The organism is Xanthomonas sp. NCPPB 2922, assembly GCF_041520885.1.
Taxonomy (GTDB): domain Bacteria; phylum Pseudomonadota; class Gammaproteobacteria; order Xanthomonadales; family Xanthomonadaceae; genus Xanthomonas; species Xanthomonas campestris.
The window spans coordinates 1-26,894 of the sequence record NZ_JBGOFY010000012.1; the positions used below are offsets into that span (position 1 = coordinate 1).

General features: G+C 59.5%; 25 protein-coding genes and 1 pseudogene. 10 read left to right on the forward strand and 16 right to left on the reverse strand.

What is annotated here, in order from left to right; translation table 11 throughout:
- Together ACD584_RS13805 and ACD584_RS13810 are read right to left on the reverse strand one after the other, a co-directional pair.
- Positions 1 to 399: SymE family type I addiction module toxin (locus ACD584_RS13805; protein ID WP_372357295.1), on the reverse strand; the 399-nt coding region annotated here is incomplete at its 3' end.
- Positions 396 to 668: an XAC0095 family protein gene (locus ACD584_RS13810; RefSeq protein ID WP_175611703.1), complete on the reverse strand. Its 273-nt coding sequence runs from the start codon at positions 666 to 668 to the stop codon at positions 396 to 398. The genes ACD584_RS13810 and ACD584_RS13805, both read right to left, overlap by 4 nt.
- Positions 669 to 1,131: 463 nt before the next feature.
- On the opposite strand from ACD584_RS13810, the gene ACD584_RS13815 reads away from it, so the two are divergent.
- A complete protein-coding gene (locus ACD584_RS13815; RefSeq protein ID WP_228438033.1) occupies positions 1,132 to 1,830 on the forward strand; it encodes a hypothetical protein in 699 nt (232 codons plus the stop codon).
- A 586-nt stretch (positions 1,831 to 2,416) separates the two neighbouring features.
- Complete coding sequence (locus tag ACD584_RS13820) at positions 2,417 to 2,803, forward strand: hypothetical protein (protein ID WP_228438034.1); 387 nt, start codon at positions 2,417 to 2,419, stop codon at positions 2,801 to 2,803.
- 225 nt (positions 2,804 to 3,028) lie between these two features.
- On the opposite strand, the gene ACD584_RS13825 is transcribed toward ACD584_RS13820, so the two are convergent.
- Both ACD584_RS13825 and ACD584_RS13830 read right to left on the reverse strand, forming a co-directional pair.
- Positions 3,029 to 3,967: an XVIPCD domain-containing protein gene (locus tag ACD584_RS13825; protein WP_081391597.1), complete on the reverse strand. Its 939-nt coding sequence runs from the start codon at positions 3,965 to 3,967 to the stop codon at positions 3,029 to 3,031.
- A gap of 10 nt (positions 3,968 to 3,977) precedes the next feature.
- Positions 3,978 to 4,457, reverse strand: a complete 480-nt coding sequence (locus tag ACD584_RS13830; RefSeq protein WP_228438035.1) for a hypothetical protein — start codon at positions 4,455 to 4,457, stop codon at positions 3,978 to 3,980.
- Between the two features lie 333 nt (positions 4,458 to 4,790).
- Here ACD584_RS13830 and ACD584_RS13835 point away from each other — a divergent pair, with 333 nt between their 5' ends.
- A complete protein-coding gene (locus tag ACD584_RS13835; protein WP_076037280.1) occupies positions 4,791 to 5,489 on the forward strand; it encodes a transposase in 699 nt (232 codons plus the stop codon).
- A 33-nt stretch (positions 5,490 to 5,522) separates the two neighbouring features.
- Here ACD584_RS13835 and ACD584_RS13840 read toward each other — a convergent pair whose 3' ends face one another.
- The 3 genes and pseudogenes from ACD584_RS13840 to ACD584_RS13850 form a co-directional block, all read right to left on the reverse strand.
- Positions 5,523 to 6,068 carry a transposase gene (locus ACD584_RS13840; RefSeq protein ID WP_372357296.1) on the reverse strand — a complete coding sequence of 182 codons (546 nt, stop codon included), beginning with the start codon at positions 6,066 to 6,068 and terminating at the stop codon, positions 5,523 to 5,525.
- Positions 6,069 to 6,301: 233 nt separating this feature from the next.
- Positions 6,302 to 6,727, reverse strand: a pseudogene (locus tag ACD584_RS13845) (XVIPCD domain-containing protein); the annotation flags it as partial.
- A gap of 1,247 nt (positions 6,728 to 7,974) precedes the next feature.
- Entirely contained in the window at positions 7,975 to 8,466 is a 492-nt protein-coding gene (locus tag ACD584_RS13850; protein ID WP_228438037.1) for a hypothetical protein, read from the reverse strand.
- A gap of 355 nt (positions 8,467 to 8,821) precedes the next feature.
- Between ACD584_RS13850 and ACD584_RS13855 the strand changes: the two genes are divergently transcribed.
- The 3 genes from ACD584_RS13855 to ACD584_RS13865 all read left to right on the forward strand — a co-directional run bounded on the left by ACD584_RS13855 (position 8,822) and on the right by ACD584_RS13865 (position 10,320).
- On the forward strand, positions 8,822 to 9,211 hold the full coding sequence (locus ACD584_RS13855; RefSeq protein ID WP_228438038.1) for a transposase: 390 nt from the start codon (positions 8,822 to 8,824) through the stop codon (positions 9,209 to 9,211).
- Positions 9,142 to 9,519 carry a transposase gene (locus tag ACD584_RS13860; RefSeq protein ID WP_228438039.1) on the forward strand — a complete coding sequence of 126 codons (378 nt, stop codon included), beginning with the start codon at positions 9,142 to 9,144 and terminating at the stop codon, positions 9,517 to 9,519. Before ACD584_RS13855 ends, ACD584_RS13860 begins: the two co-directional genes overlap by 70 nt.
- 342 nt (positions 9,520 to 9,861) lie before the next feature.
- The gene (locus tag ACD584_RS13865) at positions 9,862 to 10,320 is read left to right on the forward strand and encodes a hypothetical protein (RefSeq protein ID WP_139328397.1); all 459 of its coding nucleotides are present in this window, start codon (positions 9,862 to 9,864) and stop codon (positions 10,318 to 10,320) included.
- A gap of 560 nt (positions 10,321 to 10,880) precedes the next feature.
- On the opposite strand, the gene ACD584_RS13870 is transcribed toward ACD584_RS13865, so the two are convergent.
- From ACD584_RS13870 to ACD584_RS13910, 9 genes are all read right to left on the reverse strand, one after another.
- The gene (locus ACD584_RS13870) at positions 10,881 to 11,534 is read right to left on the reverse strand and encodes a hypothetical protein (RefSeq protein ID WP_076037282.1); all 654 of its coding nucleotides are present in this window, start codon (positions 11,532 to 11,534) and stop codon (positions 10,881 to 10,883) included.
- 37 nt (positions 11,535 to 11,571) lie between these two features.
- Complete coding sequence (gene qatD, locus ACD584_RS13875) at positions 11,572 to 12,312, reverse strand: Qat anti-phage system TatD family nuclease QatD (protein ID WP_076037283.1); 741 nt, start codon at positions 12,310 to 12,312, stop codon at positions 11,572 to 11,574.
- Positions 12,312 to 13,610 carry a Qat anti-phage system QueC-like protein QatC gene (gene qatC, locus ACD584_RS13880; RefSeq protein WP_076037284.1) on the reverse strand — a complete coding sequence of 433 codons (1,299 nt, stop codon included), beginning with the start codon at positions 13,608 to 13,610 and terminating at the stop codon, positions 12,312 to 12,314. Before qatC ends, qatD begins: the two co-directional genes overlap by 1 nt.
- Entirely contained in the window at positions 13,607 to 14,122 is a 516-nt protein-coding gene (locus ACD584_RS13885; protein WP_126965225.1) for a hypothetical protein, read from the reverse strand. The genes qatC and ACD584_RS13885 overlap by 4 nt, the downstream gene beginning before the upstream one ends.
- Positions 14,123 to 14,362: 240 nt before the next feature.
- Positions 14,363 to 16,135 carry a P-loop NTPase fold protein gene (locus ACD584_RS13890; RefSeq protein WP_076037286.1) on the reverse strand — a complete coding sequence of 591 codons (1,773 nt, stop codon included), beginning with the start codon at positions 16,133 to 16,135 and terminating at the stop codon, positions 14,363 to 14,365.
- A 493-nt stretch (positions 16,136 to 16,628) separates the two neighbouring features.
- Entirely contained in the window at positions 16,629 to 19,316 is a 2,688-nt protein-coding gene (aceE, locus tag ACD584_RS13895) for a pyruvate dehydrogenase (acetyl-transferring), homodimeric type (protein ID WP_076037287.1), read from the reverse strand.
- Between the two features lie 460 nt (positions 19,317 to 19,776).
- Positions 19,777 to 20,778, reverse strand: a complete 1,002-nt coding sequence (locus ACD584_RS13900) for an arabinogalactan endo-1,4-beta-galactosidase (RefSeq protein ID WP_076037289.1) — start codon at positions 20,776 to 20,778, stop codon at positions 19,777 to 19,779.
- Positions 20,779 to 21,164: 386 nt separating this feature from the next.
- A complete protein-coding gene (locus ACD584_RS13905; RefSeq protein ID WP_076037290.1) occupies positions 21,165 to 22,478 on the reverse strand; it encodes an XVIPCD domain-containing protein in 1,314 nt (437 codons plus the stop codon).
- The gene (locus ACD584_RS13910; RefSeq protein WP_175611704.1) at positions 22,475 to 23,074 is read right to left on the reverse strand and encodes a hypothetical protein; all 600 of its coding nucleotides are present in this window, start codon (positions 23,072 to 23,074) and stop codon (positions 22,475 to 22,477) included. The genes ACD584_RS13905 and ACD584_RS13910 overlap by 4 nt, the downstream gene beginning before the upstream one ends.
- 297 nt (positions 23,075 to 23,371) lie before the next feature.
- Here ACD584_RS13910 and ACD584_RS13915 point away from each other — a divergent pair, with 297 nt between their 5' ends.
- From ACD584_RS13915 to ACD584_RS13930, 4 genes are all read left to right on the forward strand, one after another.
- Entirely contained in the window at positions 23,372 to 25,321 is a 1,950-nt protein-coding gene (locus tag ACD584_RS13915; RefSeq protein WP_228438043.1) for a SpoIIE family protein phosphatase, read from the forward strand.
- Positions 25,322 to 25,753 carry an ATP-binding protein gene (locus ACD584_RS13920; protein ID WP_076037293.1) on the forward strand — a complete coding sequence of 144 codons (432 nt, stop codon included), beginning with the start codon at positions 25,322 to 25,324 and terminating at the stop codon, positions 25,751 to 25,753.
- Positions 25,750 to 26,169, forward strand: coding sequence for an STAS domain-containing protein (locus ACD584_RS13925; protein WP_011038703.1), 420 nt, complete (start codon positions 25,750 to 25,752; stop codon positions 26,167 to 26,169). The genes ACD584_RS13920 and ACD584_RS13925 overlap by 4 nt, the downstream gene beginning before the upstream one ends.
- A 93-nt stretch (positions 26,170 to 26,262) precedes the next feature.
- Positions 26,263 to 26,886, forward strand: coding sequence for an HAD family hydrolase (locus ACD584_RS13930; RefSeq protein ID WP_115007165.1), 624 nt, complete (start codon positions 26,263 to 26,265; stop codon positions 26,884 to 26,886).
- The last annotated feature ends 8 nt before the right edge of the window (positions 26,887 to 26,894 follow it).

Genomic DNA, 26,894 nt, shown 5'->3' on the forward strand with positions numbered 1-26,894 from the left:
AAGACATTTTGGCACCTCCAACGGCGGCAACACCTCCATCAACACCTGCCCCTCGCTGGCAGTAATCCGTAGCTTTGTGCCGATAGCGAAGCCCAGTTGTTCCAGCCATAGACCGCTGAGGCGGACGTGAGGCACGTGTTGGTCGCCGGCGTGGTCGTGGGCGCCGGGGTACTGGGTGTAGCTGACGGTGCATTGGCGCGGGCGGCGGGCGCGGCGCGGTGCATGCAAACGGCCGGGGCCTTGCGGCGTTGTGTCTGGCTCGGGCGGGAGCATCGGTGGCAGCTGGGTGCGATCGGGTTCGACGATGACCCATTGCACCCGCTTGGGTGGCGCGGGGCGCGCGCGTTGACGGGTGGGCCGTGCGGTGGCGGACGCGTTGGGTAGGCGGCGGCGTGTCATGGCGCCTCCGGGTGGCGAGTGTTGGTGACAGGTGCAGCAACGCACTGCTGCAAGGCCACGTCGATGCGGGCAGATAGGCTGCGCAAGGCCTGCGACAACACACCGGGCTGGCTGAGCAGCTGCTGCGCGGGATCGTCGCTGGCTTGCTCAATAGCTGCGCGTGCAGCCAGCCGGCGCAGCACCTCGCCTACATCCCACAGCAGGCCGTGAGCAGAGGCTGGCAACAGATAACCCGGCACCGCTGCCGGCATGGATGGTGCGGTAGACATGGCAACGCCCTCCTGGAACAACCCAAGAACCGCCGCCAACGGCGACGGGATGCCGGGAGGTTCGAAACCGCTAAGAGCCGGCGGGCGTATTCCCCTTGCGAGTGTTGTATTAGCCGCCCTCCCGACGCAGGCATCGCATCGGCTTGTACCTGCGGGATGCAGGCACAAAAAACCCACCGGTTTGACGGAGGTGGGTACCGCTCTTAGAGGAGTTTCGACGCTCCTTAAGGCAGAGGTTGCAACGCGCAGATTGCGATGTCAACCCACGTGATCTCGACTTAGAAGGCGACTACAAGAAGCACCGACACGCAGCCCATGTGCCCACACCCTCAGGATCACAAGCTCCCGACTTGCTCCGCGCGCGCTCGCGCAGAATGGGTTTCGTGCTGTCGCAGAATTTCTACCTAGCCGTGTCGGCCAGACAGCTCTAATCTTGCCGCATCATTCAGCAGTGACGGGCGACATGGAAAGTAGCGATGTAGCACCGAGCGTGCCTTTGAATTTTAAAGCTTTAGAAGAACGCCTAAGGGTGCTGCCAGAGTTCCCGGCAGACACTGCCAGCCCTAGCCGCCTAGTGCGCGGCGCTGCCATCGTTTTGGCGTGCGGAATAGCCTCTACGCTGATTGCGTCGTTCTTCAGTTTTACGAGTATTCAAACCCAGTTGCTAGCGAAGGTCGCAACCGCCGGCTTCTGGGTTGCATTGGCGGCGCTAGGCGTCCTGATGATAATTAGTCTCTACGGGATAGTGAGTGATCTACGTCAATGGACAGTCGATCAGGCTATGCGCACTGATCATCAGCTAGAGCAATTTCTGCAGGAAGTGACTTGGTTGAAGGGGTATCCGGCAGCAACCCTGCAACTCATGCTGGATCACGCCCGCTACAGCCATACGCGCCGTGCGGGTCGAATTGCGTTATTAGCCGGTAGCGTCGACAAGCTAGGTCTGCTTCCAGTCGCGGCGTCGCTCTTCCTGGTTATGCGCGCTGGTGGAAATCCTCTAGCGATGTCTCCAATGACAGCGATGGTTGGTATTTTGCTGCTGTTCTTTTGGATGGTCTGCTGGGTAGCCACCTTGGCTAGGGGCAAGCTTCAGACCTATGAATATTTGCTCGAGATGGCATTGAAGAGCAAAGAAAAGGATGAAGCAGCAACCGGCGCATAAACTTGATTCAAACGAGGTCAAGTTGACCTGACACTGTTACGTCCTAGCTCCATTACTTTACGGGAGCATACTTGCAACCGACATCCACATGGATGATCGTCTGTGTGATTGCGTTGGAGTTGTCAAAACATGCAAACAAATCCTTTGGCCAACCGCAGCCTTCTGGCAATACTGGCAATCGCTAGTCTTTTTTTTATATCAGGATGCTCTGCCATGCAGCAAGACCCACGGCTCGGCTTTGATCCTCAACAGTCTGCCGCTAAAGCAAGGCAGCAGCTTGAAGCGGCCAACCCGGCTGGTTCGTCCGTCACGGCCGTGCAAAGGAGTCTTGAGAACCTTGGCTTTCATTGCAAAGCACCGAGCTCTCCGGGAGCAGGTTACAAGACATCAGTTGCGTGCACGCTCCCGCCCATCGTGAAAGAATCACAGCCATCAGTGACAGCACCAGCCGTAGCGGTTACCTGGATGGTCGGATTTCATTCAACTGACGGAATCCACTTAAGCAAGCTCGTAGTGAATCGAGCTCCTCAGGATATTGGGGAGTAGTCGCCAATCTATTTAGACGAGTCCACACAGGGGCATTGATGTGAATTTAAAAATTAGGCTGACTCTTGCTGCGGGATTACTTGCGATATCAACTTTGACTGCGTGTACAGTAGGAAAGATACGCTCTGATTACAAGAAAAAAGATGTTCAGCCGGTCAAGATCGAGAAAGCAGAGGGAAACGTAATCCGAATTAGCTACTACATGCCTGCAGAAAGCCTCTTTTATTCTCCCGGTGTGGATTTCGCGAACGACCACGGCGTATTGCGTATTGCCATTCGCAGATGCGGCATCAATGAGCAATGTGACCCCATGGCGAAAGTTGAAATTTCCAAGACTGAGTCCTCGTCACCTGAGGTCGCCTTACCGTATGCAGGCGAAAAGGTCGTGCTGGTCTACGCAGATACCGAAGAAACGTTGACCTTCTAATTCAATTATAAGAACGATAAAACCGTAATCTGCCATTATTCATGGCAGCGGCAGGGGCCCAGCCAGGCTGTCTTTCAAGCGTTGCTCGAAGTAAGGACCTGCTGCTTCGTCGGCGTCAAGCTCACTTATCGGTCACGCAAGCCAAGTGCCGCCAACTGATAAGTAACCCTGACCCCAGCTATTCCCTCACTAACCGCCTCCCTTTCCCAGCCAAACGAACGGCGATCAACCCATCTGCATCGGCGCCCGACTTTGCTCAAGTGCAGGCTCCTGCTGTGCTGCCAACGCACGTTCCTGTTGGGTGTTAGAGATTTGCTCGACCTTTGCGAATGACTGCTCGACAGGTGTTTTTGCTGCTTCTTCGGCCTTTATCGATGATCTGAGGTGAGCAGGGTTATTCAGCTCGCCTTGCACTACAAATAGGCGCTGGCCTGCTCCATCACCGGGAGTATTTCCGAGTACCACGTGGTCTACGCGGCTTAGTCCGCCTTCCTTCGCGGTTGCCAGTAAGCTAACTGAAATCTTCTCGCTAGTGGCATCGTAGGTCCTGCCATGTTGTTGATCGATGCCTGCAACCTGTTCCCGAATCGTGTTGAGCATCTGACGATCTTTTTCTGGCAACTGCGCATCACTGATCACGCGCTGCAGGAGTGTCCGCTCCGGCATGCGATTGTACTGCTCATTGTTCAGTTCGCTGTCGGGAACAGGAGCCTGGATACTACGAATGTACTCAACGTTGCTGAGCGGCTTCAGTCCACCCTCGAAGTCCTTATCCTGTATGACCTTCAGGTCGGTACGATGCAGACCAGCATAATTGATAGCACCCCATGTGTAATCGATGCAGCTGTTCATTGCGCCGTGATACTGCGTATTGAAGCCATGTTCGCCGGGTTTTGCACCAAACTCCATCAATTTTTCGTATTGATCCTTGCTGATCTCCATCGTGCGTTGATAGAAAGGCTTTTGGTATTGATCTGCATCATCGTTGTAGACCCTTCCAGGCCCTCTCATCACGCCGTGCTCGATGGGTGCAAACCCGAAGCTGGTTTGCTCCTTCCCGTGCGTGACTGTGTAGTACATGTGCCCTGCTGCCGATGTCCCACCGTCAAGAAGCGGTGTCCCCGGCGCGGCAACGTAGAGAGTGACAGAGTATTTATCGTCCATGAAGTTTTCCCTACTTTGATTTGTGTCGGTAAGCGACCAGCAACTCGGATTGGATCGGTGCAGGCTGCGGCGGCTGGCCAAGCAGCCTGATGCTCAACTGATACTTGCCAGGATGAATTCCTTGCGCCCATGCGAAGGCAAGCTGCGTGTAGCGGCGCCCTGGAGATTCCAAACCCGCAGATTGAAGGGACGAGCCGTCCACCTCGTCCAGCCACATGCCAGGAACATGCCCGTCTGCACACACCGCGATGGTCCGAGCGGGAGCTCCTGCCTGCGATTCAACACGCACCAGTGGCATCTTGATTGCGCCACTTGGTTCAAGCCGCTTCAGAACAAGCTCGGCCTGCAAGCCAGATCTGCGGAGTGCTTGAGCAGCTTCAAGTGACTTCAGAGCATCCTCGTCACCAACGCGGATACCCAGGAAGAGTGTGCCAGTCGCATTCTTGCCAGGAGGCTGCACGTTGAATTCGACCATCATCGGACTGGTCATCTCAGCCAACTGCAGCGGTCGTACGATGGGAAGCTGCCCATCAGACGCAGCGCGCGTTGGCACGTCCTGCATCTGGTTTGTCTGTGCGTGACAGCTTGTCAGAAGCAAGATGCCTGAGCAGACCAGAACACATAGAAGTAGTTGCCCGTATCGTTGCATGTGTATTCCTTCACTTTAAGCACGACTAGCAAGCCGCGCGTCTATGGCTCTACTTATTTATACACCGCTAACAGCGGTCAAGTTTACTTCCTACCCAAATTTCAGGCTACGGCCTCAGCTTTCGGGAGGGTGTCCTCGCTATCGGCACCAACGCCTTTCCGCGAGTATTGCCAGGTGGCCAGACTTCCGCGCATCGACCTTCCCGGCATCCCGCAGCACATCTTGCAGCGCGGGAACAACCGCTTGCCGTGCTTTCTGGATGATGGCGACCGATTGCGCTACCTGCACTTGCTGCATGAGGCTCTGCACGCCACAGGCTGCCAGCTGCATGCCTATGTATTGATGGACAACCATGTGCACTTGCTAGTCACGCCACCTGCAGCGGGACGAGTCGGGCAACTGATGCAGCGGATTGGGCGCAACTACGTGGCGCTGTTCAATGGCCGCCACGGGCGCACCGGCACGCTATGGGAAGGGCGCTACAAAGCCTGCCTTGTGGACAGTGCGGACTACGTGCTTCGCTGCTATCGCTACATTGAGCTCAACCCGGTGCGGGCTCGCCTGACCGACAACCCGGCAGCGTATCGCTGGTCCAGCTGCCCAGCCAATCTAGGCCAGCGCAAGCACTCCGCACTGGCACCACATCCCTGTTGGCTTGCGCTTGGCAGCGACCCAATTGAGCGATACAAGGCCTACCGCGCACTGCTCGATGAAGCTCTCTCCGACGAACTGCTCGCCAGCATTCGCCTTCATCTACAGCAGCAGCGAGCATTGGGCCACGATGCCTTCCGCGCAATGGTCGAAGCCAAGACCCGCCGCTTTGCGGGCATCAGGCCCGCGCATCGGCCGCGCAAGCCGAGCGCAGTCGATTGATAAGTGAACCTGACCCTGAGGTTTCCTCTCGGGCTAGACCCGCATGAAGCCACTTGCATAGACAGACACCCGCTCGGCTGCATCGCAGCCAAGATGCAGATACGCCTCGCGCGACGTGATGCGCTGGCTTTTCATGCCCCCCAAATGCGTGTGCACGCTTGGCCACTGGTACTCGGTTGGCAATGCCACCATGTGGGCACGCACCAGATTGAGTTCGATGTAGCGCAAGACCGTGAGCACATACCGTTCGGTCTGCACCAAGCAGGACTTGAAACGCCCCTGCCACAAGGTTCTGCTGCGCCGGTGCCTGACGTTGAAGGCCTGCACATACGATTGGCCGCTGAGCCGCATCGCCGAAGACACTGCGCCAGCCTTATCCGCCGAGACCAGCAAGTGCACGTGGTTGTCCATCGGCACAAACGCATGCACCCGCACAGCAAAGCGCTCGCAGGCCATGCGTAACAGCAGGCAATAGTGATGACGATCCTCATCATCCAAGAAGATCGCGCAACGACTCACGCCTCTCTGCACGACATGCATCGGAACGCCGGGCAGTTCCAGACGCGGCTGACGCGGCATGGCCGGGCCTCCTGCTCAAGAAGAAGATCTCAGCCTGACCGCAGCGACACAGGTCCGCTATCAGACATCACCGCGCAGGCCCGTACGACCGGTTCGCTTAATTACCTCCGTCCCCTTTTACCAATTGCCTCCGTCCCCTTTTACCCCCTTTTTCCCGCAGCACATCGCCCGCCTCAAACAATGTTTCGCGGCCGGAGGCGTGTAACAGCTCTAAAGAAGCAATATATAAAACCTCATACCATTCGGTGTTGAGGAGCAATCGTCTGCTCGTGCTGCTGCTCGTGCTGCTGCTCGTGCTGCTGCTCCTGCTGCTGTGATTGCTGCTGACGCTGCGTCTCGCCCAAGGCCTGCAATTGCGCTAACGATTGGTCGACCGGCTGGGCAATGGCATCGCTTGTCTTCATATGCGCCATCTTGTGAGCGGGGTCGTTCAACGCGCCCTCCACAACGACGACGTTCTCGCCCTGCTGCACGGACTTGGTATTCTCGCTCAGTACGACATGATCGATCCGCGACAGCCCGTGTTCCTTGGCCAGGTACGCGCTGCTTGCCGCCAGGCGGGCACTGTTGCCGTCATAGTCGCGGCCGAGGCCTTGCTCGAGGCGACGCACAGCGTCCTCAGCTTGGCGATGAAGTGGATCTTGTGATGGTGACAAAGCGCCATGCCTGGGCGGCACAGGCTGCTGATCAATAGGTGCTGGCTGGGCTGGTTGCTCTGTCACTCGCAGTGGGACAGCATGCGGGTCGACATGAAGCAACCTACGCTGCTGACCATTCTCGCTAACTGTGAGGTCCGTGGTGCCATCTCCATTTCGTGTACGGGCAAGATTTCCCCGATCAACCCCACTCCAGGTACCACCCAGAAATGCGTGACCTTGGCCCGTCTTGTCCCAGATCACCAGATCATTGCCTGCAGCATAGAACCCAGCCCCGTTGAACCGCGTAGGGTCCGCTCGATCTGTCGAAGCATTTTGATAGGTGACGCCACGGTCCAGCGCACCGACAAACTCCTCCGCCCGGTTGTAGTGCAAGAACAGGTTCTTCACCGTTGGATATTCGTGCGCAAGATTTGGACCTGTGTGGGCCGCGGCAAGGGCTGTCGGGTCCACCAACGGGTCGGCGACCACACTGGTCCAAGCTGATGCAAGCGGACTCGCAGGATCCGCATTGCGCAAAGCATTCACAACATCAGCACCCTCCAAAGCTTTGTCCCGTCCCATTTCAAGGTAATCACCACGCCCGGTCACTCTTGGGTTCAAACCGTCAATGGCAGCGCTGACGTCGGCAACCGAATGGTACTGATTGGCCTCTATGTTGCGAATCATCGGCCCCGTGCGCGTTTCGTTCTGGTTGTAGGCTTTGCCAACCATCGTCGCTAACTTCACTTGATCGTCCAACGAAGCATTTTTGTAGAGCTCACTTCGCTGCAGTGGCGCAATAGCGCGGTCCATCAACTTGTCGATCTGCGCGACATCGCGTTGATGCACCCAGCTAATCCCTTCATTCGACGAAAGGAACGTGTCCAGCCTTGATTTCACTTCGACATCAAGTGGTCGCCCTGCGTCGGCGCGTATGGCACGACCATTGCGGCCAAGGTCAGCAATAGCCTGGTCAACCTGCTGCTCACTCAGGACAAGATCGCGCTGCTGCCCATTGGCCCATTGTTGATAGGCATTCACCAGGTCCCTTGGAACGTTCTCTCCGTTGGGGACATTTGGTTGATAGTGTTGCCCCAAATCCGTTTGGATAGTGCCGATCGTATAACCGCTGTTATCGGCTGGCTCTAGCAACGGTGTCCTTGGGTTGTCACCAGCGACCTCCAATCGATAGGCCGCGTATCCGCTCTCGGATGTCACACCGACAGCGAAGTACAAGGTCGCTCGCAACTCCTGATCTGTGAGGGTGCTCATGAACCGCTCTCCGTGTCTGCACAGTCCTCGGCTGGAATCTGTTGCCCCTCGACATCCGGACGCAGGACAACATCTCGCTTGTACTCAGCACCAAACTTCTGATAGCGAGCCAAGTTCCCCTGCTCCAGCACGAAGTGATCCTCTTCTCCGGAGAACTTTGGACATGCTTCATAGCCTGCCTCACCATCATCGCTGCAGTAGCGGACATAGAGCTTGCCGTTACGTACATCTCCCTCCAACTTTCCACCACCTCCGCGAGCATTGGTGCCTTCACTCCACTCACCCGTAACATGGTTCTTCTGCTGATGGAGGTCGAGACTGAGAAAGTGGCCAGAATCGCACTGCGTGGCATATACCCACTTCTTTGCGAATTTTGCGCCCACTGCGCTAGCAGGAGGCGAAGCGTTGGAGCATGCAGCACTCAGTGCGATCGCCGTCAGCACCATGCACCGCGTGATCTGTCTACTGCCTTTTTTTTGAGTTGTCATTAAGACCTCATTAATCTGCACAATCGGCGGGCTGGGTAGGACTGCGACTTTATTGCAAACAACAGTCTGGGTCCTGCCGATGTCTGTTATATCTCAGAAAACAGCGAAAACGGCGACCAGCGCCAAACAGTGGATCGGATCCATCTTTCAGTAGCACGCTACTTATGTCATGAAATGCATAGCCAAATTAGCTATGGAGTCAGATTCACTCCCACCGTATGTCCTCAGCTTTTGGGAGCTGTCCTTGCCGCTAACGGGGTCATGTTTACTTCCTACGCTAATTTCAGTCTACGGCGTTAGCTCTTGAGAGGTCTCCTGGATATCAGCATCAACGTCTAGCTGCGAGTCTTGTGCTATGGCCAGACTTCCGCGCATCGACCTTCCCGGTATCCCGCAGCACATCGTGCAGCGTGGGAACAACCGCTTGCCGTGCTTTCTGGATGATGGCGACCGATTGCGCTACCTGCACTTGCTGCATGAGGCTCTGCATGCCACAGGCTGCCAGCTGCATGCCTATGTATTGATGGACAACCATGTGCACTTGCTAGTCACGCCACCTTCGGCGGGACGAGTCGGGCAACTGATGCAGCGGATTGGGCGCAACTACGTGCCGTTGTTCAATGGCCGCCACGGGCGCACCGGCACGCTGTGGGAAGGCGCTACAAAGCCTGCCTTGTGGACAGTGCGGACTACGTCCTTCGCTGCTATCGCTATATTGAGCTCAATCCGGTGCGGGCTCGCCTGACCGATAACCCGGCAGCGTATCGTTGGTCCAGCTGCCCAGCCAATCTAGGCCAGCGCAAGCACTCCGCACTGACACCACATTCCTGCTGGCTTGCACTTGGCAGCGACCCGATTGAGCGATACAAGGCCTACCGCGCCCTGCTCGATGAAGCCCTCTCCGACGATCTGCTCGCCAGCATTCGCCTTCATCTACAGCAGCAGCGAGCATTGGGCCACGATGCCTTCCGCGCAATGGTCGAAGCCAAGACCCGCCGCTTTGCGGGCATCAGGCCCGCGCATCGGCCGCGCAAACCGAACACCGCCGACTGATAAGTTAACCTGACCCCGTTATCCCCGCTCTGCCGTTATTCCTCCATCTCGGCCAGGAAGATCTCCCGGCGGGTCTGCTTGCGCTTGCCCAGGCCCTCAGCGTCACCGAACTTCAGTTGCATGGATCACTCCTCAACATCAGGCGGGTAGTGTCGCGTATCTGTGGTGCGTTGTTCAGAGGTTCCCTAAGCCTCGTCACCAACGGCGCCCAGATGTCGGGAGGTTATAGTCCGCATACAACACTTGGATGCGGCATAACCAAATTGTGACCTATGCCTAAATTCATATCTAAACTTCCGAGCAATTAGGCCGAATCTAGTAGTTCAGCCAAAAAGGATGATCATGGAAAATTCAAAAGAAGAAACAAAAGCCTGGATCAAGGACACTTTTGAATTCGGCCATAACATTGGACTCGCATTAGCCCTTGCTGGCTTCGGAGCAGTGGCGTATCACGTTGAAACGGTTGGCCGGATGGCAGATTGGAACAAGTATCTCGCGGTCCTATGTCTAGTTGTAGCCGCACTGTGGGGAGGATTTTCAGCAGACCATTTTGTCAATCAACTGCTAAAGCACACAAAATTGAAGAGAAAAGTCTGGGCAAGCATATTGATAGGCGCTCTTGGAATAGCGCTAGGGGTATCAGTTATATTTCTCGCACCACTCATCCCAGACAATAACCATATTGTGGCTTTATGTGATAAATACAAGGACGCCGTCGGCGACAAAATCCACGATAGCGAAGAATGCCAGCGCCTATACAAGAAGCGCGCCGACTATGAGCAACTTCTTCGCGGGAAGTGAATTACGGTAAATCGACAACTGCACACTAGCGAACCTGTGATCATTTCAACAGATAGCTCTGAATCGTTTCGCACTCGCCCGACCGGCGCCCTGGTGGCGTATCGCTGGTCCAGCTGCCCAGCCAACCTGGGTCAGTGCAGGCACTCGACGTTAACGCCTTACCCTGTTGGCTTGCGCTTGGCAATGACCCGATTGAGCGATCCAACGCCTACCGAACCCTTCTCGATGAAGCCCTGTCCGACGAACTGCTCGCCGGCATCTGCCTTCATCTAGAGCAACAGCGAGCCCCGGCCACGATGCCTTTTCGTGCGATGGTCGAAGCCAAGACCCGCCGCCATGCGGGCGTCAGGCCCGCTCATCGGCATCACAAACCGAGCGCTGCCGGCTAATAAGTGAACCTGACCCCGTTACCCATAAGTGAACCTGACCCCGTTATTCGCGATCACAATCATGATCACCGGAACAGCTATAGAAATACCTCCGGCCTGCAACAGCTGCTTTATTACTGCGTCCATACGCTCCCCGTAAAGCAATCGCTAAAACTTCGGCAATTTATAATCCTAAGAGTTTATTTTTTTCATAAGCTCGCTAAATGAAACCTCTTCAACGTCACGACTTGTCCATGCAAGCGTACAGTTGGCTCTTCTGAGCGCCTCTATTAAATCAGTTATAACAGAAGCACTACCAATAGTGTGGATGTATAATTTCCTCAAAGTTTTATCTTGAGGCTTACTCCCTACTGGGAGCTTTTTTATACCCATGAGATTAACTTTATCTGCCTGATCAACTACATTGATCAACTTTTGGCCAACCTCGGGCCATATCTCGCGAATTTTATCAATCTTAACTTGGAGTGGCAGCTGATCAGGTATCTGCCGGTTTATTTGCCCTAAAAACTCTTCGAAAATAAATACCCCACCAGTTCCGGTCAGCATGAGCTCATCAATAACCGCCTTCTTATCAAATTCATCAAAGTATATATAAAAATCACCATTTCTGTGACTACCATAGAGTTTCAGCCTCAGCAGATTTTTCGTGTTTCTTAATTGAACAAACAACCTATCCCTTGACTCCTTGTCTTCTTCAGAGAAGAACATCATGAAAACAAATCGACCTTTGCCCTGAATTATTTCGAAGGCAATCGTAGGCTCAGATCGCCTGATCGACTCCTTATAAATATCACCAAGCCCTGTAAGATTAAACTTAATAGCCATTTGCGCCTCCAGATATTTAATATCGGATTGAAGCCCGCTACAACGAAGCCAGCTTTCGAAACGAGTCTAGGATGCGTCGTGACGCCAGCTCGACTTCGATCTCCCACAGCTCAGCAAGCGTTTGAACAGACGCCTGGCACTGGGCAGGCTGCAACGGCTTCCCGTTCTCAGCGGCGAAAGGTCCGTCGGTTTCAGTCAGCACTCGGTCCGGTGGCATCATCGCCGCCAATGTCCGCCCTTTTTGCCCCTGCAGCATGCCGCTGCCCACAGAAAACCAGCATCCCATCTCGATTGCCCGGGCCAATTCGCGCTGGCTGCCAGAGAACCAGTGCAGAATCGCCACGCCATAGCCAGGGTGCCGCTCTAACGCATCAAGCACCGCCGTTGCGGCTCTGCGACTATGTAGGGTGAGAATGCGTCCGCCAGCCCGCACGCATGAGGCCAGCACATGGTCGAAGACGGCCACCTGTGCCTCCCAGCTTGTCCGGTATTCGGTACGGCCATCTAATCCAACCTCCCCGACATAGCGGGCGCGTGGCAGCAGCGCATCAAACAAGGCGAGCTCCGAGCGCCGTTCGGCCGCCAGCTGGGGATGCAGACCCAGTGCCGTCTTGATGCGGCTGTGCCCAGCGGCTAAGGCGGAGGTTTTCTCCCACGCACGGGGTGTCGTGGTAACCGACAGCACATATGCGCCGCTGGACCTTATGGCACTGACTTGCGCCGCGGGCTCTGGATACAAGTCCAAATGACAATGCATATCGATAAGCGGTGCGGCCATTACACGAGATGGTGAGAACCCAGGAAATCCCTGACCTCCATCATCCCACGATGCACCGCTTCCACGCGCGCCTGACGGTCAACCGCCGCCAATGGCATGGGTCCTGTTTTGGCTACCCATGCGCCCATATCCATATCATCCAGCGCCTCAGTAGCCAGCATCATGGCCATAAGGTCATCCGAGCCTGAGCTATGCTGGAAGAAGTGCAGCAGGTTTCTGGCATCGGGTGAATAGACGGTGTTGTCCTGCCATCCTGCAGCGTGAAAGGATGCTCGCCGGATCAAACAGGGCACACATCGACCGCACTGCACGCCCGTGCGCTTCCACTTGCCGCACGACACGGTCCGAGACGCCATCGCCGCCAATCGTGGTTGGGAGGCGCAGGCCGTCATCATTTCACCCTTTGTCATCTGGGCGTAGGGATTTAGCAGCTCCACATCAATCCCCACCATGTCCATCACAGTCTGGATTTGATGGAGATAATAAGGATGGGTGGTGCGGGTGCTCAGCGCTCCGATGCGTCGGTTTGTCAAAGGCGGATTGATGGCAATCAGACCGTTCTCTGGCACGAACAGTGTCGTGCGCCTCGGTCCAAGGGAAGCAGCCATAAGCGCGCCCATGGCCAGAAAGTTCAAACTGCGGGTACGCATCTGTACATCATGGCCACGACCCAGACTCGCAACTGGTGAGGCCGACGTCGCAAACCGCACGACACTTGGCCCCAAGTGAGCCAAGAGTTCCTGCTGTCTGCTGCCATCAAGACGATACGCATGGCTAACCAGCACGGGATTACGTCCTTGGCTACGCAGGTCCAAAACACCAATGGCGGAGTCCAACCCGCCCGAATACAGACATGCACTATCGCAGTCATCCAGAATGATCTTGCGCTGCACACGATCACGCGGCACCGGCGGGCGCATGCCCCCGCGCACGAATTGCAAGGTCCACTCATCACCACTGAGAAAGCCCAAAGCTCGCTGGAGAATGGGAATGGCCGGTCGCCAGCGCCCAGGGTCTATCAAAGCTACTTTTAGCTTAATCTCTCGAGCCCAGCCGTCAGGCGCTCCGCCGCGATCAGCAAATGTATCAGCTGCAGTGACGGCCAAGGATAAGGACAAAAAATCAAACGCTGCCCGGTTCAAGTGACTTTGCACCCGGGACAATTTGTTCAACACCGGGCCGCCTACGGTTCCCCCGCCCACATACTGAGGACGCCGCCCATAGAGATGCACAGGCACAAGTGATTCGGAGGGGATCGGGAGTTCGTCTGCATCGGGATGCACGATGATCTGGTTCATGGCTCGAAGCCCTCCCATTCGCTCCACACTTCCTTGATAGCCGCCAACTGCGCAGCTTGCATGTCCGCTTGACTCATCTGACCAATTCGATCTTGCAGTAGCGGTTGCATGTGCTTATCGGTCGTGGCTTGGACCAGTTCCCACAGCTCCTTCTCCGCCTCCCGCGCGCGATCAGTAGACTCAGCCTTGGTGAAGGCTTCATTGGAATCGAGAACGATCTGCTCAAAAACGCAAAGCGCTGTATAGGCCACCATTAGCTCCACGATGATCTCTTCGGTGATTGAAGCAAAGTCGAAATCTTCCACACCTTCCAAACACGTGGCGAGCGCCTCGGTTAGCGCTACGCGAATTCGCTCCGCGTCACCGTTCACCGGAACTAACGCCCCCGCCAAAGCATCGATCAACTCTCGCGTAGAGTGACCTGCTAGTGCTCCAAGATTGAACGGCGCAGCCGCCGGGTTAGTTCGCAGGGCATTTAGGGCATCGAATAACCCGGAACCGGCCTGAGCCATCGCACCAAATCGACGTGGACCATTTGCCGATCCACCGGTTGACGTCTGTGCATAGGCTCGCAATCCCTTCCGCAGGGACTCCCCGTCACCAGTCGCGACAAAGCGACCGAGAGAGGTGCGAAAACCCTGAAAACGATTGGGCTCAGGTTTGGGACCTGGCCCCTTTCCATCGACATCGGCCCAAGGCGGCACCAAAGGACTGCGGTTATTGGCGCCTTTACTAGACGTAGAAGTCCCCATTTATGCCTCCTCCTTAAACCAATCTGCGTCTTTCACACTGACGGTCAGCCAGCCAGGCAAAGGCGATGGCAGACTGCGGATGAACACGGCCAGTTGCCCTGCGGCGCTGGAGTCTGCATCGGCAAGCAGCTTTGCGCCTACGAAGCCATCGGGCTTCTTCTTCCAATCGGCGTGGCCACGCATCTGACCGATCAGCTCGCGCATGACATCGCTACGCTCACCCGGCGGTAGCGTTCGCACGGCACCCAATCCCATCGGAGAGGACAATGTCTTAGCCTCACGCAAGCCTGCCAAGGCGCTCACTGCGACAGCTGACAACCCGGAAGAACTGGTGCGCAAGACGGCCGTTTCACGGCTCAGATACACAAGCGAGCGCAGATCCAGTTTTCCTAGCTTGGGTTCAAGACCAAACCAGTCGAAGATGAAGGCTACGCTCTTCTCCCACTCCTTAGGCGCCTTGGTCACGAACTTCTCGCGATCCTTCGACAGCGCTTCAAGCTCGGCCATCAGTGGTACGGTCCCCTTTGGCGCACTGGTGATCAGCGAGTAGAGCTGATTAATGGCTTGCTCATCGGCGCAGCGCTCAAACAACGCGAATTTTGCGACCATCGCCTCATTGACAGGCATCTTCCTGCGAGCGGCAATCGCTACACGCAATCGCACCGTATTGAGCAACCGCTTAATCAAGCGCGGATTACCGAGCACATGCTTAGAGTTAACCAGCAGAGGCGCCAATCGGTCAGCGGTCTCAAAGCTACTTCTCAGCTCGTCGCTAGGGTTCTCGCAATAGGCCAACACTTCCTCAACAGTCAAAGGGTCTGTCTCCCAGCTCTTTCGAAGATTGTCTTCAAGCCCTGCCTGAAGGGCGCTCCGGTTGGCCTCAGAGACATTGCCGGCATCCGCGAATAGCATGAATAAATAAGCGCGGATCTCAGTGATCCCAAGACGTGGCACGCGCACCGGGATCTGGATCAGCTTATCCAGGTAGTCGGTAACATGCCGAGCGCCGGCACCGTTGAAGTGCTGACTAACCGAATTTCGGACCATGTCCTCGTCAGCCGCCACCACAAAAGCCGACTGCTTCATGAAAAGGAACAGGCGTAGCGCTTCGAGTGTGTGGATGGTTTGCGCGGGAAGACAACGATCCAGGTTGTCCACAAATACGACCATGGGCTTCTTGAGCCCCTCCAACACCAGGGCAAACTCCTCGCGAAAAGCATCGATCTGCTCGGGCGGACTCTGCTCCTTGGCGGGCCGAACCACCTTTGCAACCTGCTTTCCACTCTCCACCAGCGCCTTGCCATCCTCCTCGTCGGCCTTACCTGCCACGGCATCGCCTAACGCACCCATCGCCCGCGATGCAACACCGAACAGCGGAATCCCGAAAGCGGCGGCCGCCAACTCCACCCCGACGCCCAAGGCTCGCACCTTATCTACTCGGTCGAGCATCCGCGTGGCCGTTCCAAGTAGGCCAGCATCCTCCTTTGCGGCTTCATACAAGGTGCGCGCGATGACATCCATCAGCGCGGCGCGCGCATCGTCGTAGCCTTGGTACAGCCAAGCATCAAAACGGATGACTATGACCTCATCCTTGGCGCTTTCGCGCAGCTTGACCTCGATCAGGTTGAGAAGGCTCGACTTACCTGTGCCCCAAGTGCCAAACACGCCCACCGACACCGGGCGCATTGAGGGATTAAGAAGTATCTCTGAAACGACCTCTGCCAGTTCCAGATAGTTCAAATAGTCGCGCCTGGTTTCAATATCCGACCACATTGCCGCCTCCCGTCCGTGCTATGCCTGCAAAATTCCCTGTCCATGCAACTGCATGGGCGCCTGTTAGCCGCAAAGCCTCCTTACCCCAAGCGGTGTGCCTCCCAAAAAAAGCACCCAGCCCCTACGCTAATAGAACCACTTCTGCGAACGAACAACAAACAGGCTCCAGCCTAAGCGTGAGAGGCAGTCAGACTACCCGCCCGCCTTACTCTAATCACATGGCCGCCATAATCGGCAGCTAATTGATCGAAACTTTGGAGAAAATGCCGTCGACTGCACTGTTATCCGTTATGACGATCTTGTGTAACCTAGGCGACCTCACGATACGTCATAAGGAAGCCGCCTGATACTCGTGTTGTTTTGGTCTCTACCGATACTTCTTCCATTGGCTGCCACCGCACTACACTTGCTAGCCAGCTAGGCAATTGAGATTAAACACAAAAGAAAGGGCGGCCATTGGCCGCCCTTTCTTTTTCTAACCTTTGTATGAAACTCAAACCCCAACAGGATTCGCCTTCTCAGGATCAATCTTGTACTGCTTGATCGCCCGGGCCACATCCTTGCCTGTCATCTTGCCGTCCTTCGCCAGCGCGGCAATCGCCGCGTGTGCGATGTAGTAACGGTCCACTTCGAAGAAGCGGCGCAGGTTGGCACGCGTATCCGAACGACCGAACCCATCCGTGCCGAGCACGGTGTAGGTCATCGGGACGAAGGCGCGGATCTGGTCGGCGAAGGCGCGCACGTAGTCCGTTGCGGCGATGGCCGGGCCCTGGCGGCCTTCCAGCAGCTGGGTGACGTAGGGCTTGCGCTGTTCGGCTTCCGGGTGCAGGCGGTTCCAACGTTCGGCGTCGAAGCCGTCGCGGCGCAGTTCGTTGAAGCTGGGGCAGGACCAGATGTCGGCGGTGACGCCGAAGTCCTTGTCCAGCAGCTCGGCTGCGGCAATGGCCTCGCGCAGGATGGTGCCGCTGCCCAGCAGCTGCACGCGCAGCTCGCCCTTCTTGGGCTTGCCGGCGTCCTTGAGCAGGTACATGCCCTTGATGATGCCTTCCTGCGCACCGTCCGGCATGCCGGGGTGTGCGTAGTTTTCGTTCATCAGGGTGATGTAGTAGTACTCGTCGATCTGGTCTTCCATCATCGCCTTCATGCCGTGCTGCATGATGACGGTGACTTCGAAGCCGAAGGTCGGGTCGTAGCTCCGCACGTTGGGGATGGAGCCGGCGATGACCTGGCTGAAGCCGTCTTCGTGCTGCAGGCCTTCGCCGTTCAAGGTGGTGCGGCCGGCGGTGCCGCCGAGCAGGAAGCCACGCGTGCGCATGTCCGCTGCCTGCCAGGCGATGTCGCCCACGCGCTGGAAGCCGAACATGGAGTAGTAGATGTAGAACGGCAGCATCGGCACGTCGGAGACCGAGTAGCTGGTGCCGGCGGCCATCCACGAGGCGATGGCGCCCGGCTCGCTGATGCCCTGCTGCAGCACCTGGCCGGTCTGGTCTTCGCGGTAGTACATCAGCTGGTCGGCATCGACCGGCTTGTACTTCTGGCCGAACGGGGCATAGATGCCGATCTGGCGGAACATGCCTTCCATACCGAAGGTGCGCGCTTCATCGGCCACGATCGGCACGATGCGCGGGCCCAGTTCCTTGTCGCGCAGGGCGATGTTGAGGCTCTGCACGAACGACATGGTGGTGGAATAGCTGCGCTCGCCACTGTCCTTGAGCAGGCGCTCGAACTTGTCGAGCGTGGGCGCGACAAATGATTTGCTGGCCTTGGGACGGCGCGAGGGCAGGAAGCCGCCCAGCACGTTGCGGCGCTCTTTGAGGTACTGCACTTCCGGGGAGTCGTCGCCGGGGTGGTAGAACGGCACCTTGCCGTCTTCCAGCTGCGCGTCGGTGACCGGAATGTTGAAGCGGTCGCGGAAGTGCTTGACCGCCGCGTCGTCCAGCTTCTTGGTCTGGTGGGTGGGGTTGAGCGCCTCACCGGCCGAGCCCATGCCGTAGCCCTTGACGGTCTTGGCCAGGATCACGGTGGGCATGCCCTTGGTGTTCACGGCCTGGTTGTAGGCGGCGTACACCTTGTGCGGGTCGTGGCCGCCACGGTTGAGGCGCCAGATGTCGTCGTCGGACAGGCCGGCGACCATGGCCGCGGTCTCCGGGTACTTGCCGAAGAAGTTGGCGCGCGTGTAGGCGCCGCCGAAGGCCTTGCAGTTCTGGTATTCGCCGTCGACGGTTTCCATCATCAGCTTGCGCAGCACCCCGTCGGTGTCCTTGGCCAGCAGCGCGTCCCAGTAGCCGCCCCAGAGCAGCTTGATGACGTTCCAGCCGCCGCCACGGAACACGCCTTCCAGCTCCTGGATGATCTTGCCGTTGCCGCGCACCGGGCCGTCCAGGCGCTGCAGGTTGCAGTTGACCACGAAGATCAGGTTGTCCAGGCCTTCGCGACCGGCCAGCGCAATGGCGCCGAGGGTTTCCGGCTCGTCGGACTCGCCGTCGCCGATGAAGCACCACACCTTGCGGTCGGACTTCTCGATCAGGCCGCGGTTTTCCAGGTAGCGCATGAACTGCGCCTGGTAGATGGCGGCCAGCGGGCCCAGGCCCATCGACACGGTGGGGGTCTGCCAGAACTCGGGCATCAGCCACGGGTGCGGGTAGGACGAGATGCCCTGGCCGTCCACTTCCATGCGGAAGTTGTCCAGCTGGGCTTCGCTGATGCGGCCTTCCAGGAAGGCGCGGGCGTAGATACCCGGGGCGCTATGGCCCTGGATGAACAGCAGATCGCCCGGGTGCTGGTCGCTGGGCGCGCGCCAGAAGTGGTTGAAGCCCACGTCGTACAGCGTGGCGCTGGAGGCGAACGAGGCGATGTGGCCGCCCAGGTCGCCCGGCTTGCGGTTGGCCCGCACGACGGTGGCCATGGCGTTCCAGCGGATGATCGAGCGGATCTTCCACTCCAGCGCGGAGTCGCCGGGGTTCTTGGCCTCGTTGGCCGGTGCGATGGTGTTGACGTACTCGGTGGTGGGCGAGAACGGCAGGTAAGCGCCGGCGCGGCGGGTCTGTTCGACCATGCCTTCCAGCAGCTGATGGGCGCGCTCCGGGCCTTCGACGTCGATGACGGCCTTGATCGATTCGAGCCACTCCTGCGTCTCTAGCGGGTTCGGATCGTTGTGCAGCACTTCGTTCAACCAGTTCATTAGCGCTCCCGGGGGGACACACCCCGCGGGTGTGTCGACATCGTGAATTCGTGAACCCCCAAGTGTACCGCACGCACCTGTTGCCATTCCTCGCTACGGGTGCGTATGGAATGGGATGGTGTTGTGCGGTGAATGCGTTGGTGGCGGATGCCACGCATGCGGCCGCTACTGGTGTACGACCAAAGGATAAGGGCCGCTGGCGGCGGAGTCGCCGCATGCCCCCCCCTTCTCCCATCGGGAGAAGGTGCCCCGCAGGGGCGGATGAGGGTACGGGCGAAGCCTCGTGCAGTTGTAATTACACGAGGGCTTCGCCCCGTACCCTCACCCCAACCCCCCGCTGCGCGCCCCGGCCCGCGCTTGCGGCGCGGGCGCTCCAAGGCACGCGCGCCAGTGGCGCGCAAGCCGTGCCTTCTTGCCCCGAGGGGAGAGGGGCGGCGAGTGGGCAAGCAAACGAGGCCGATCAAAACGCCTGCAGTGCTTCGGTGAGCCGGCCGTTGCTGTCGACGGCGCCCATCGTGTAGCCCTGCCAGCCTGGGTAGGCGTTGGGTTCCCAATAGAAGATGCCGAGCATGCGTGAGCCGATGGCGTTGCTGCGGGTGATCAGGTTGCCGAGCATGGCGCGGGTGGTGGCGGCCTGCTGCCAGTCCATGCCGACTTCGGCCACGATCACGTCGCTGCCGTAGCGGGAGATCATGTCGCGCAGGTTGGTGTCCAGGCGGGTGTTGTAATCCTGCCAGCTGCCGACCGGCGGGTAATGCGACATGCCGATGACGTCCCACTTGCCGCCGGCCGAGCGCAGGTTGTCGAAGAACCAGCGAAAGTTGGCGTTGTCGTAGCCGTTGGCCAGATGCACGATGACCTTGGCGTTGGGATACACCGCCTTGGTGGCGTTGTAGCCGCTGTTGATGAACTGGCCGAGGTTGGCAAAGTTGGGCGTCTTGCCCTGATCCCACAGCATGCCGCTGTTGATCTCGTTGCCCACCTGCACCCAGGTGACGGTGATGCCGTTGTCCTTGAGATATTTGAGGATGCCCTGGGTGTGGTTGTAGACGTCGGTGTTGAGCTGGGCCACTGAGTGACTGGCCCAGGCGGCCGGTTTGGTCTGCTTGCCCGGGTCGGCCCAACTGTCGCTGTAGTGGAAGTCGATCATGATGCGCATGCCCTGCGCGGCGGCGCGCTTGGCCTTGTCGAGGGTGTCGCGGCCATCGTTCCAGCCGCCTTGCGGGTTCACCCACACGCGCAGGCGGATGGCGTTGCCGCCCACGTCCTTGAACAGCTTGATGAAGTCGGTGGTCTTGCCCGATGCATCCTGAAACACCTGCGGCGGGTTGGCGGCGGCCTGCTGATTGATCCAGCTGACATCGGCGCCCTTGGCCAGCCCTTGCGCGCCCGCACCGGCACTGACGATGCACAGCACCAGGATCAGCAGCAGACGGGTGTGACGCGTAGAAAACATCCTCATGAAACGCTCCCTTGATCGATGGATGACGCGCCAGGTGGCGCTGTTCCGGACCCCCCCGATGTGCATGTCGTCGCGCGCACGTGCTGCCATTCCAGCTAGCCAGGTGCTACGACGAACCGCTGGCGATTCAAGCATGGCGATCCAGCGCGGTCGAGGTCGCTATAGGCGAACTGTGATTGCGGAATATCTCAGCGCGAGAAAACACCGCACTGGCGCACCTGCGCATTGGTTGCGGGCGGTTCTGTTGTGCGTGTGCAGCACAAAACCGGTGCATCCGTGCGCAAACAGACAACAAAAACGCCGGCAAGCCGGCGTTGTGTCGAAGTGCTGAAGGCTGCGCGTTGCGGAGCAGGACGCGCCGCACCAACTGCAACCGCGTAGCGCACTCAGCCCATGGCGCGCGCGCCCTGCTGCTGTTGCTGGGTCTGCGTCTGCTGCTGTTCCAGCGCCACGGCCTGCCGCGCGGAGTTTTCTGCCACGCGCTGGCTGCTCTGCTCCAGCGGGGTGTTCATTGCGGTCATGGTGTCGACGCTGACGCGCAGCTGCGCCGGATCATCGGCACGGCCCTGCACGGCAAACGTGCGCGCCGCATCCGGGCTCATCGCCACCGAATCAATGCGCTGGCCGCCAGCGGCATGCATCTCCGAGGCGAGCACGCCGGAGAGCTGCGCGCTTTGGTGATCCGGCGCACGGCCGGCACGCAGGTCCTGCGCATGCACGCCGCGCTGGGCATCCTGGAACAACGGGTTGCCAGTGTGGCCGGGCTGATCGATCCGCAACGACGAATGGTCGTTGCTGTGATCGCGCTTGGCGGGCTCGCCTGGGGCTAGCGGGCCGCGGACGGCATTGATTGCATCCTTAGCAAGTCCTTCCGGGCCTCCCGTAAGCACTCCCGTAGTTGCTCGAATAGTATTCAAGTCACTGCGATAATCATCAATCATGCGCTTGTTTTGTTCTGCAAGCGGACGCGCATTGGGATCCTTCAGCGCAGAACCTTCGCCAAGAAAATTTCCAAGCTTATGCGACCCGACAGATACGACAGCGGCGGCGAGCGGGTCATCCGGGATCAGAAAGCTGGCCCTACTGTTGCTATAGCCAGTACCAGCTAGCAACGTAATTTCGCTCGGCTTTGCATAAACATGAACTTCGCCGAAGTGTGGTGAGGCGGCGCTCACGGGGTCTGCCGCCATCACATGATTCACGACGCTGTGGCCACCTTCTGGAATGCGATAGTTGAGGCTGGCAGCGCCGTACGCATTAAAGGTCTCTCCCTTGAGCCCGTAGTGGTGCGCGGAGATCTGTGCGAGCGCGCCGCCGAGCGAATGACCGGTGACGGTCACTTCAGGTGCGCGCCCTTCTTCTTTCCCGATTTCCTTTGCATAACTCAAGGCATGCTTGGTCAACGCCAACGCATCGGCTGCCTGCGGATTGGTCCGCGAGGTAACCATGGTTGCATCAGTGAGGATGTCATTGACCGCGCCCTCGGTGCCGCGATGCGCCACCACTATCTCGCCGCTGCCTTCGCGGCGATAGATCGTGCCCTGGTAGCCATTCGCCTTGTTATTGACATGCTCGAGAACAGCGTAGCGCTGTCCTTCGATCGTGACGATCTCTTCTTGCCCAGGTGCACGCCGACCTACTGCACGGTCCTTGTAGACGTCATCGGAAAGGCCGGCATATTGCGGAGACGGGATGGTCATGGCGCAACTTCCTTGGCGGCCAACGTGATAGTAAAGAGCCTGTCGCGAATTTCCGGCTTGAATTCTTCAGCGTTAGGCTTGCCCATGTCCGGAAAGTTACTCATCTCAGAACGCGGATAACGCTCGCTCCAGTAATACTCCGTTGACGCCTGCTGCGCCGTCACCGTCTTGGCTTCGATAAACGAAAGGAACCGCGTCTCTTCTTCCGCACCGGTCGCCTTGAGCATCACGCTGGCGCCACTGAATTCCCAATGGCAGACGCCACGGCCGTAATAGTCTTCGTCCTGCATCAGGTCCAGGTACACCGTGCCGCGGTACTCGGTGTCGGACACCTTCTTCAGCGCGAAATCTTCCTGGGTGGTGATGCGCCCGGCGGTCCCGGTTTCCGGCTGGATCTTTCCGCACGCGTCTTCGTTGCTGACGTCGTATTGCGCCGCACCCTGGACAAGGCCAAAGGCGCCTGGGGCATTTTTCAGGGTAAGCGTGACTTCGACGGCCTTGCGCGGGTTGGGATTCAACTTGGCAAGGCCGCGGCCGCCCGCTTCGACGTCAGCTTCTGCGGCGGCCTCGGTGGCGGGGGATTGGGTCTGGGTCATGCTGGTCTCCGGGGCGCTACAGGCCGAAAGCAAAAGGGCCAGCAGGCTCGGGGTAAGAATCTGGCGCAAGGCCGGCCTCCATGGCGGTAGGGGGGCCAATCTAGTCCGCTTGAGCCCGCGAGGTCAATTTACCGCAGCTAAGCATGCGCCCGACGTGCGGCCATTGTGGGCGGCCGCAAAGCTGCGATGATCCTGGGCATCTGCCAGGGAGCGCACGCCATCACCACCGGCCCCATTCCACCTGTTGATCGGGCTGCGGTCATCACCCCGCGCGTGCGCTGGCAGCGCAGCCTGCGCATGCGTGTGCTGCTGGCGGCCACCGGCGTGCTGGTGGTGTTGCTGGCGGCATTGGGCACGCTGTTTTATGTGGGCGCCCGCGCGGAACTGGTGGATGCCGCACGCAACGAGGTGGACGGGCTGACCGAGCAGACCGCGCGCAGCCTGGCGGCGATGCTGGATTCGGTGCAGGTGAGCGGGCGCACGCTGGCGGCGAGCAGCAGCGCGGTGGGGCTGCAGCCGTTCAATCTGCGGGCATTATTGCTGGCCACGCTCAGCGGCGACCCGGATACCGGTGCGGCGCGCCTGATCATTGCGCCCGGCACGCAGAAGGCCAACGACACCGGATTTGTCTGGTACGTGCGCCGCGATGGCACGCGCATGGTCGAGCATTCCGCGCAGGAACTGGGCTACGACTACCTGCGCATGCCGTGGTACCTGCGCACCCAGCGCGAGGGGCGTGCTTGGTGGTCCGAGCCGTCCGTCAACAGCGCCGGTGGCGGCGAGTTGTACACCAGCTACAACCTGCCGTTGCGCCGGCCCGGCGATGCGCCCGATGCCGCGCCGGTGGGCATGGTGAGTGTGGATCTGCCGCTGCGGCATCTGCGCGAGATCATCGACCAGCTACCGCGCGATATCGGCATCCAGCCGATGCTGTTGTCGCCGGAAGGCATGCTGGTGTTCAGCCCGGACCCGGCGCTCAACCTGCGCCGCACGCTGGCATCGTACGTGGCCCGTTCGCGGCCGGATCTGGCGCCGTTGCTCAAGGCCGTGGCCGCCGGCCAGCCGATTTCGTTTTCGCATACCGCACCCGATGGCGAGCGCTTCCTCACCCATAGCGCAGCGGTGGGGCATAGCGGGTGGACGTTTGTGCTCTCGGCCTCCGAAGGCTATGTGTTGTCCGGCCTGAACTGGCTGGCGGCCTGGGTGGCCCTGGCGGCCTTGGTGGGTGCGTTGGTGTGGTGGTGGCTGATGCAGCGCATCACCCGCAAGTTGACGCGGCCGATCGAGGAACTGACCGATACCGCCGAGCATTTCCGTAGCGGCGAATTCGAGTACCCGCTGCGGCATATCGAACGCGACGACGAAGTGGGCGTGATGGCGCGTGCGTTCGATAGCGCACGCGGGGCGATCCGCGACCATATCGCCGAGATTGGCGAGATGACCGCCGCGCGCGAACGCATGCAGAGCGAGCTGCAGATTGCGCGCGAAATCCAGCAGGCGATGCTGCCCTCCGGGCGCACCTTCGACCGTGCCAGTTCGCACCTGGAAACCTGCGCATGGCTGGAGCCGGCCAAGATGGTGGGCGGGGACTTCTACCACTTCGTGGAGACCGAACCAGGGTTGCTGTGGTTCGTGGTGGGCGATGTCTCCGACAAGGGCGTGCCGGCGGCCTTGTTCATGGCGCGCGCGGTGAGCGTGCTGGAGATTGCCGCGCGCCGCCACACGCGCCCGGACGGGATCTTGATCGCCGCCTCCACGCGGCTGGCCGAGAACAACGAGACCTGCATGTTCGCCACCGTGCTCTGCGGGTTGATCAACGTGGTGAGCGGCGACTACTGGCTGGCCAGTGCCGGGCACGAGCCGCCGCTGTTGATCGACCTGGATGGCCAGGCGCGGCCGCTGCCGCTGGAAACCGGCGCGCCGCTCGGCATCGAAGTGCAGGACCATTACCCGGTGCTGCAGGGGCGCATGACGGCCGGGCAGACCTTGCTGGGCTACACCGACGGCGTGATCGAGGCGATGGACGAACACGGCGCCAGTTACGGGCTGCCGCGGCTACTGGCGGCCATGCACCCGCGGCGCAGCGCGGCGGCGCAATGCAAGGCGCTGATCGCGGACATTGCCCGCTTCACCGGCCAGGCCGACCAATACGACGACATCACCCTGCTGGCGATCCGGCTGCGCCAGGAGCATGCTGGCACGGTCGACACCGCTGGCCGGGAAGATCCCGGGGAGGCCGGGACCTAAATGAAGCTCGATCTGGCCATCGCCCCGTCGCTGGCGCAGCTGGCCGGCGCCAACGACGTGCTGGAAGACTCGCTGGCCCGTGAAGGCCTGCACGCCGAGCGCATCGGCCAGGTGCGGCTGATTGTGGAGGAGCTCGGTTGCAACGCGCTCACCCACGGCCAGTGCGCCGAGCAGCCGCTGCAGCTGTATCTGCAGCTCGACGCGCAGGCGCTGGTGCTGGAATTGCGCGACCCCGGCAGCGCATTCGACCCCTCCCAGGCCGGCACGCCGGAATTGGAGGCCGACCTGGAGGCCCGCCCCATCGGCGGTCTGGGCCTGTATCTGGTGCATCAGTTCGCCGATCACATCCACTACCACCGCGATGGCGCATACAACGTGGTGCGCATCACCCTGTTACAGCCGTACGCCCCCGTCCCCGAGGCATTGCCATGACCACGCTCGCCATTCAGATCGACCCGCCGCAAGACACCCGCCAACGCGTCACCCTCAGCGGGCGCCTGGACACCCACACCTTCCACGACCTGGACGAAGCGCTTTCGCCGCTGCTGGCCACCCCCATCACCACCCTGGTGCTGGACCTGGCCGACCTGGAGTACATCTCCAGCGCCGGCATCCGCAGCATCTTCAAGGCACGCAAGGCCCTGGCCACGCGGCACGGCAAGGTGCTGGTGGCGCACCCGCAGCCGCAGATCCGCAAGGTCTTCGACATGGTCAAGGCCGTGCCGTTGAGCGATGTGTTCGCCTCCACCGAAGAACTGGACGCGTACTTGTCCACCATGCAGCGCAAGGTGATCGAAGAACACGCCAACGGCGACGCGCCGATCGTGTCGCACTTCGCCAACGCCTGACGCCGTCGCCTGCGCGCACACGTGGGGACGTGTGTGCGTGCGGCGAACGTGTGCCGGCGCGTACGCTGAGCCGCCCCATACCCCTGCGTCGCGATGCCCGCACTGATCATTTTCGATTTCGACGGCACCCTGGCCGATTCGTTCGGGTTCTTCCTGAGCACCCAGCGCACCCTGGCCGCCCGCCACGGCTTCCGCGCCGCCGAAGCGCATGAAGTGGATGCCGCACGCCGGCTGACCACCCGCGAATTACTCAAACACTCAGGCCTACGCAGCTGGCGTGTGCCGCTGGTGGCCGCCGACTTCATCCGCCTGATGCGCGCCGCACCACCGCCCGCACTGTTCCCTGGCGTGGACGCGGCACTGCGCGCGCTCCACGCCAGCGGCACACGGCTGGCCCTGGTGTCGTCCAACTCGGTGGAAAACGTGCAACGCGCCCTCGGCGCGGAGCTAAGCGCCCTGTTCGCCGTCTTCGAAGGCGGCGCCCACCTGCTCGGCAAACACCGCGCCCTGCGCCGCGTGCTGCGCGCCACCGGCCACACCCCCGCACAAGCCATCTACGTCGGCGACCAAGTCGCCGACTGGGAAGCCGCACAGGTGCTCGGCCTCCCATTTGCTGCGGTTGCCTGGGGTTACGCCCATCCGGACGTCTTCATGCAACTGCCAAACACACACCTGATTGAAGAGGTTGAGGGATTGCTTGCGTTGCCTGGGCGTTAGCGTTTCAA

Bases quoted from the DNA above. Each gene is read 5' to 3' on its own strand.
- ACD584_RS13915 (WP_228438043.1), top strand. From the start codon at position 23,372: ATGCGTGTGCTGCTGGCGGCCACCGGCGTGCTGGTGGTGTTGCTGGCG.
- aceE (WP_076037287.1), bottom strand. From the start codon at position 19,316: ATGAACTGGTTGAACGAAGTGCTGCACAACGATCCGAACCCGCTAGAG.
- ACD584_RS13815 (WP_228438033.1), top strand. From the start codon at position 1,132: ATGGAAAGTAGCGATGTAGCACCGAGCGTGCCTTTGAATTTTAAAGCT.
- qatD (WP_076037283.1), bottom strand. From the start codon at position 12,312: ATGGCCGCACCGCTTATCGATATGCATTGTCATTTGGACTTGTATCCA.
- ACD584_RS13885 (WP_126965225.1), bottom strand. From the start codon at position 14,122: ATGGCTCAGGCCGGTTCCGGGTTATTCGATGCCCTAAATGCCCTGCGA.
- ACD584_RS13825 (WP_081391597.1), bottom strand. From the start codon at position 3,967: ATGGACGATAAATACTCTGTCACTCTCTACGTTGCCGCGCCGGGGACA.
- ACD584_RS13850 (WP_228438037.1), bottom strand. From the start codon at position 8,466: ATGACAACTCAAAAAAAAGGCAGTAGACAGATCACGCGGTGCATGGTG.
- ACD584_RS13840 (WP_372357296.1), bottom strand. From the start codon at position 6,068: ATGCCGCGTCAGCCGCGTCTGGAACTGCCCGGCGTTCCGATGCATGTC.
- ACD584_RS13920 (WP_076037293.1), top strand. From the start codon at position 25,322: ATGAAGCTCGATCTGGCCATCGCCCCGTCGCTGGCGCAGCTGGCCGGC.
- ACD584_RS13855 (WP_228438038.1), top strand. From the start codon at position 8,822: ATGGCCAGACTTCCGCGCATCGACCTTCCCGGTATCCCGCAGCACATC.
- ACD584_RS13925 (WP_011038703.1), top strand. From the start codon at position 25,750: ATGACCACGCTCGCCATTCAGATCGACCCGCCGCAAGACACCCGCCAA.
- ACD584_RS13910 (WP_175611704.1), bottom strand. From the start codon at position 23,074: ATGACCCAGACCCAATCCCCCGCCACCGAGGCCGCCGCAGAAGCTGAC.
- ACD584_RS13865 (WP_139328397.1), top strand. From the start codon at position 9,862: ATGGAAAATTCAAAAGAAGAAACAAAAGCCTGGATCAAGGACACTTTT.
- ACD584_RS13870 (WP_076037282.1), bottom strand. From the start codon at position 11,534: ATGGCTATTAAGTTTAATCTTACAGGGCTTGGTGATATTTATAAGGAG.
- ACD584_RS13810 (WP_175611703.1), bottom strand. From the start codon at position 668: ATGTCTACCGCACCATCCATGCCGGCAGCGGTGCCGGGTTATCTGTTG.
- ACD584_RS13890 (WP_076037286.1), bottom strand. From the start codon at position 16,135: ATGTGGTCGGATATTGAAACCAGGCGCGACTATTTGAACTATCTGGAA.
- ACD584_RS13830 (WP_228438035.1), bottom strand. From the start codon at position 4,457: ATGACCAGTCCGATGATGGTCGAATTCAACGTGCAGCCTCCTGGCAAG.
- ACD584_RS13905 (WP_076037290.1), bottom strand. From the start codon at position 22,478: ATGACCATCCCGTCTCCGCAATATGCCGGCCTTTCCGATGACGTCTAC.
- ACD584_RS13930 (WP_115007165.1), top strand. From the start codon at position 26,263: ATGCCCGCACTGATCATTTTCGATTTCGACGGCACCCTGGCCGATTCG.
- qatC (WP_076037284.1), bottom strand. From the start codon at position 13,610: ATGAACCAGATCATCGTGCATCCCGATGCAGACGAACTCCCGATCCCC.
- ACD584_RS13900 (WP_076037289.1), bottom strand. From the start codon at position 20,778: ATGAGGATGTTTTCTACGCGTCACACCCGTCTGCTGCTGATCCTGGTG.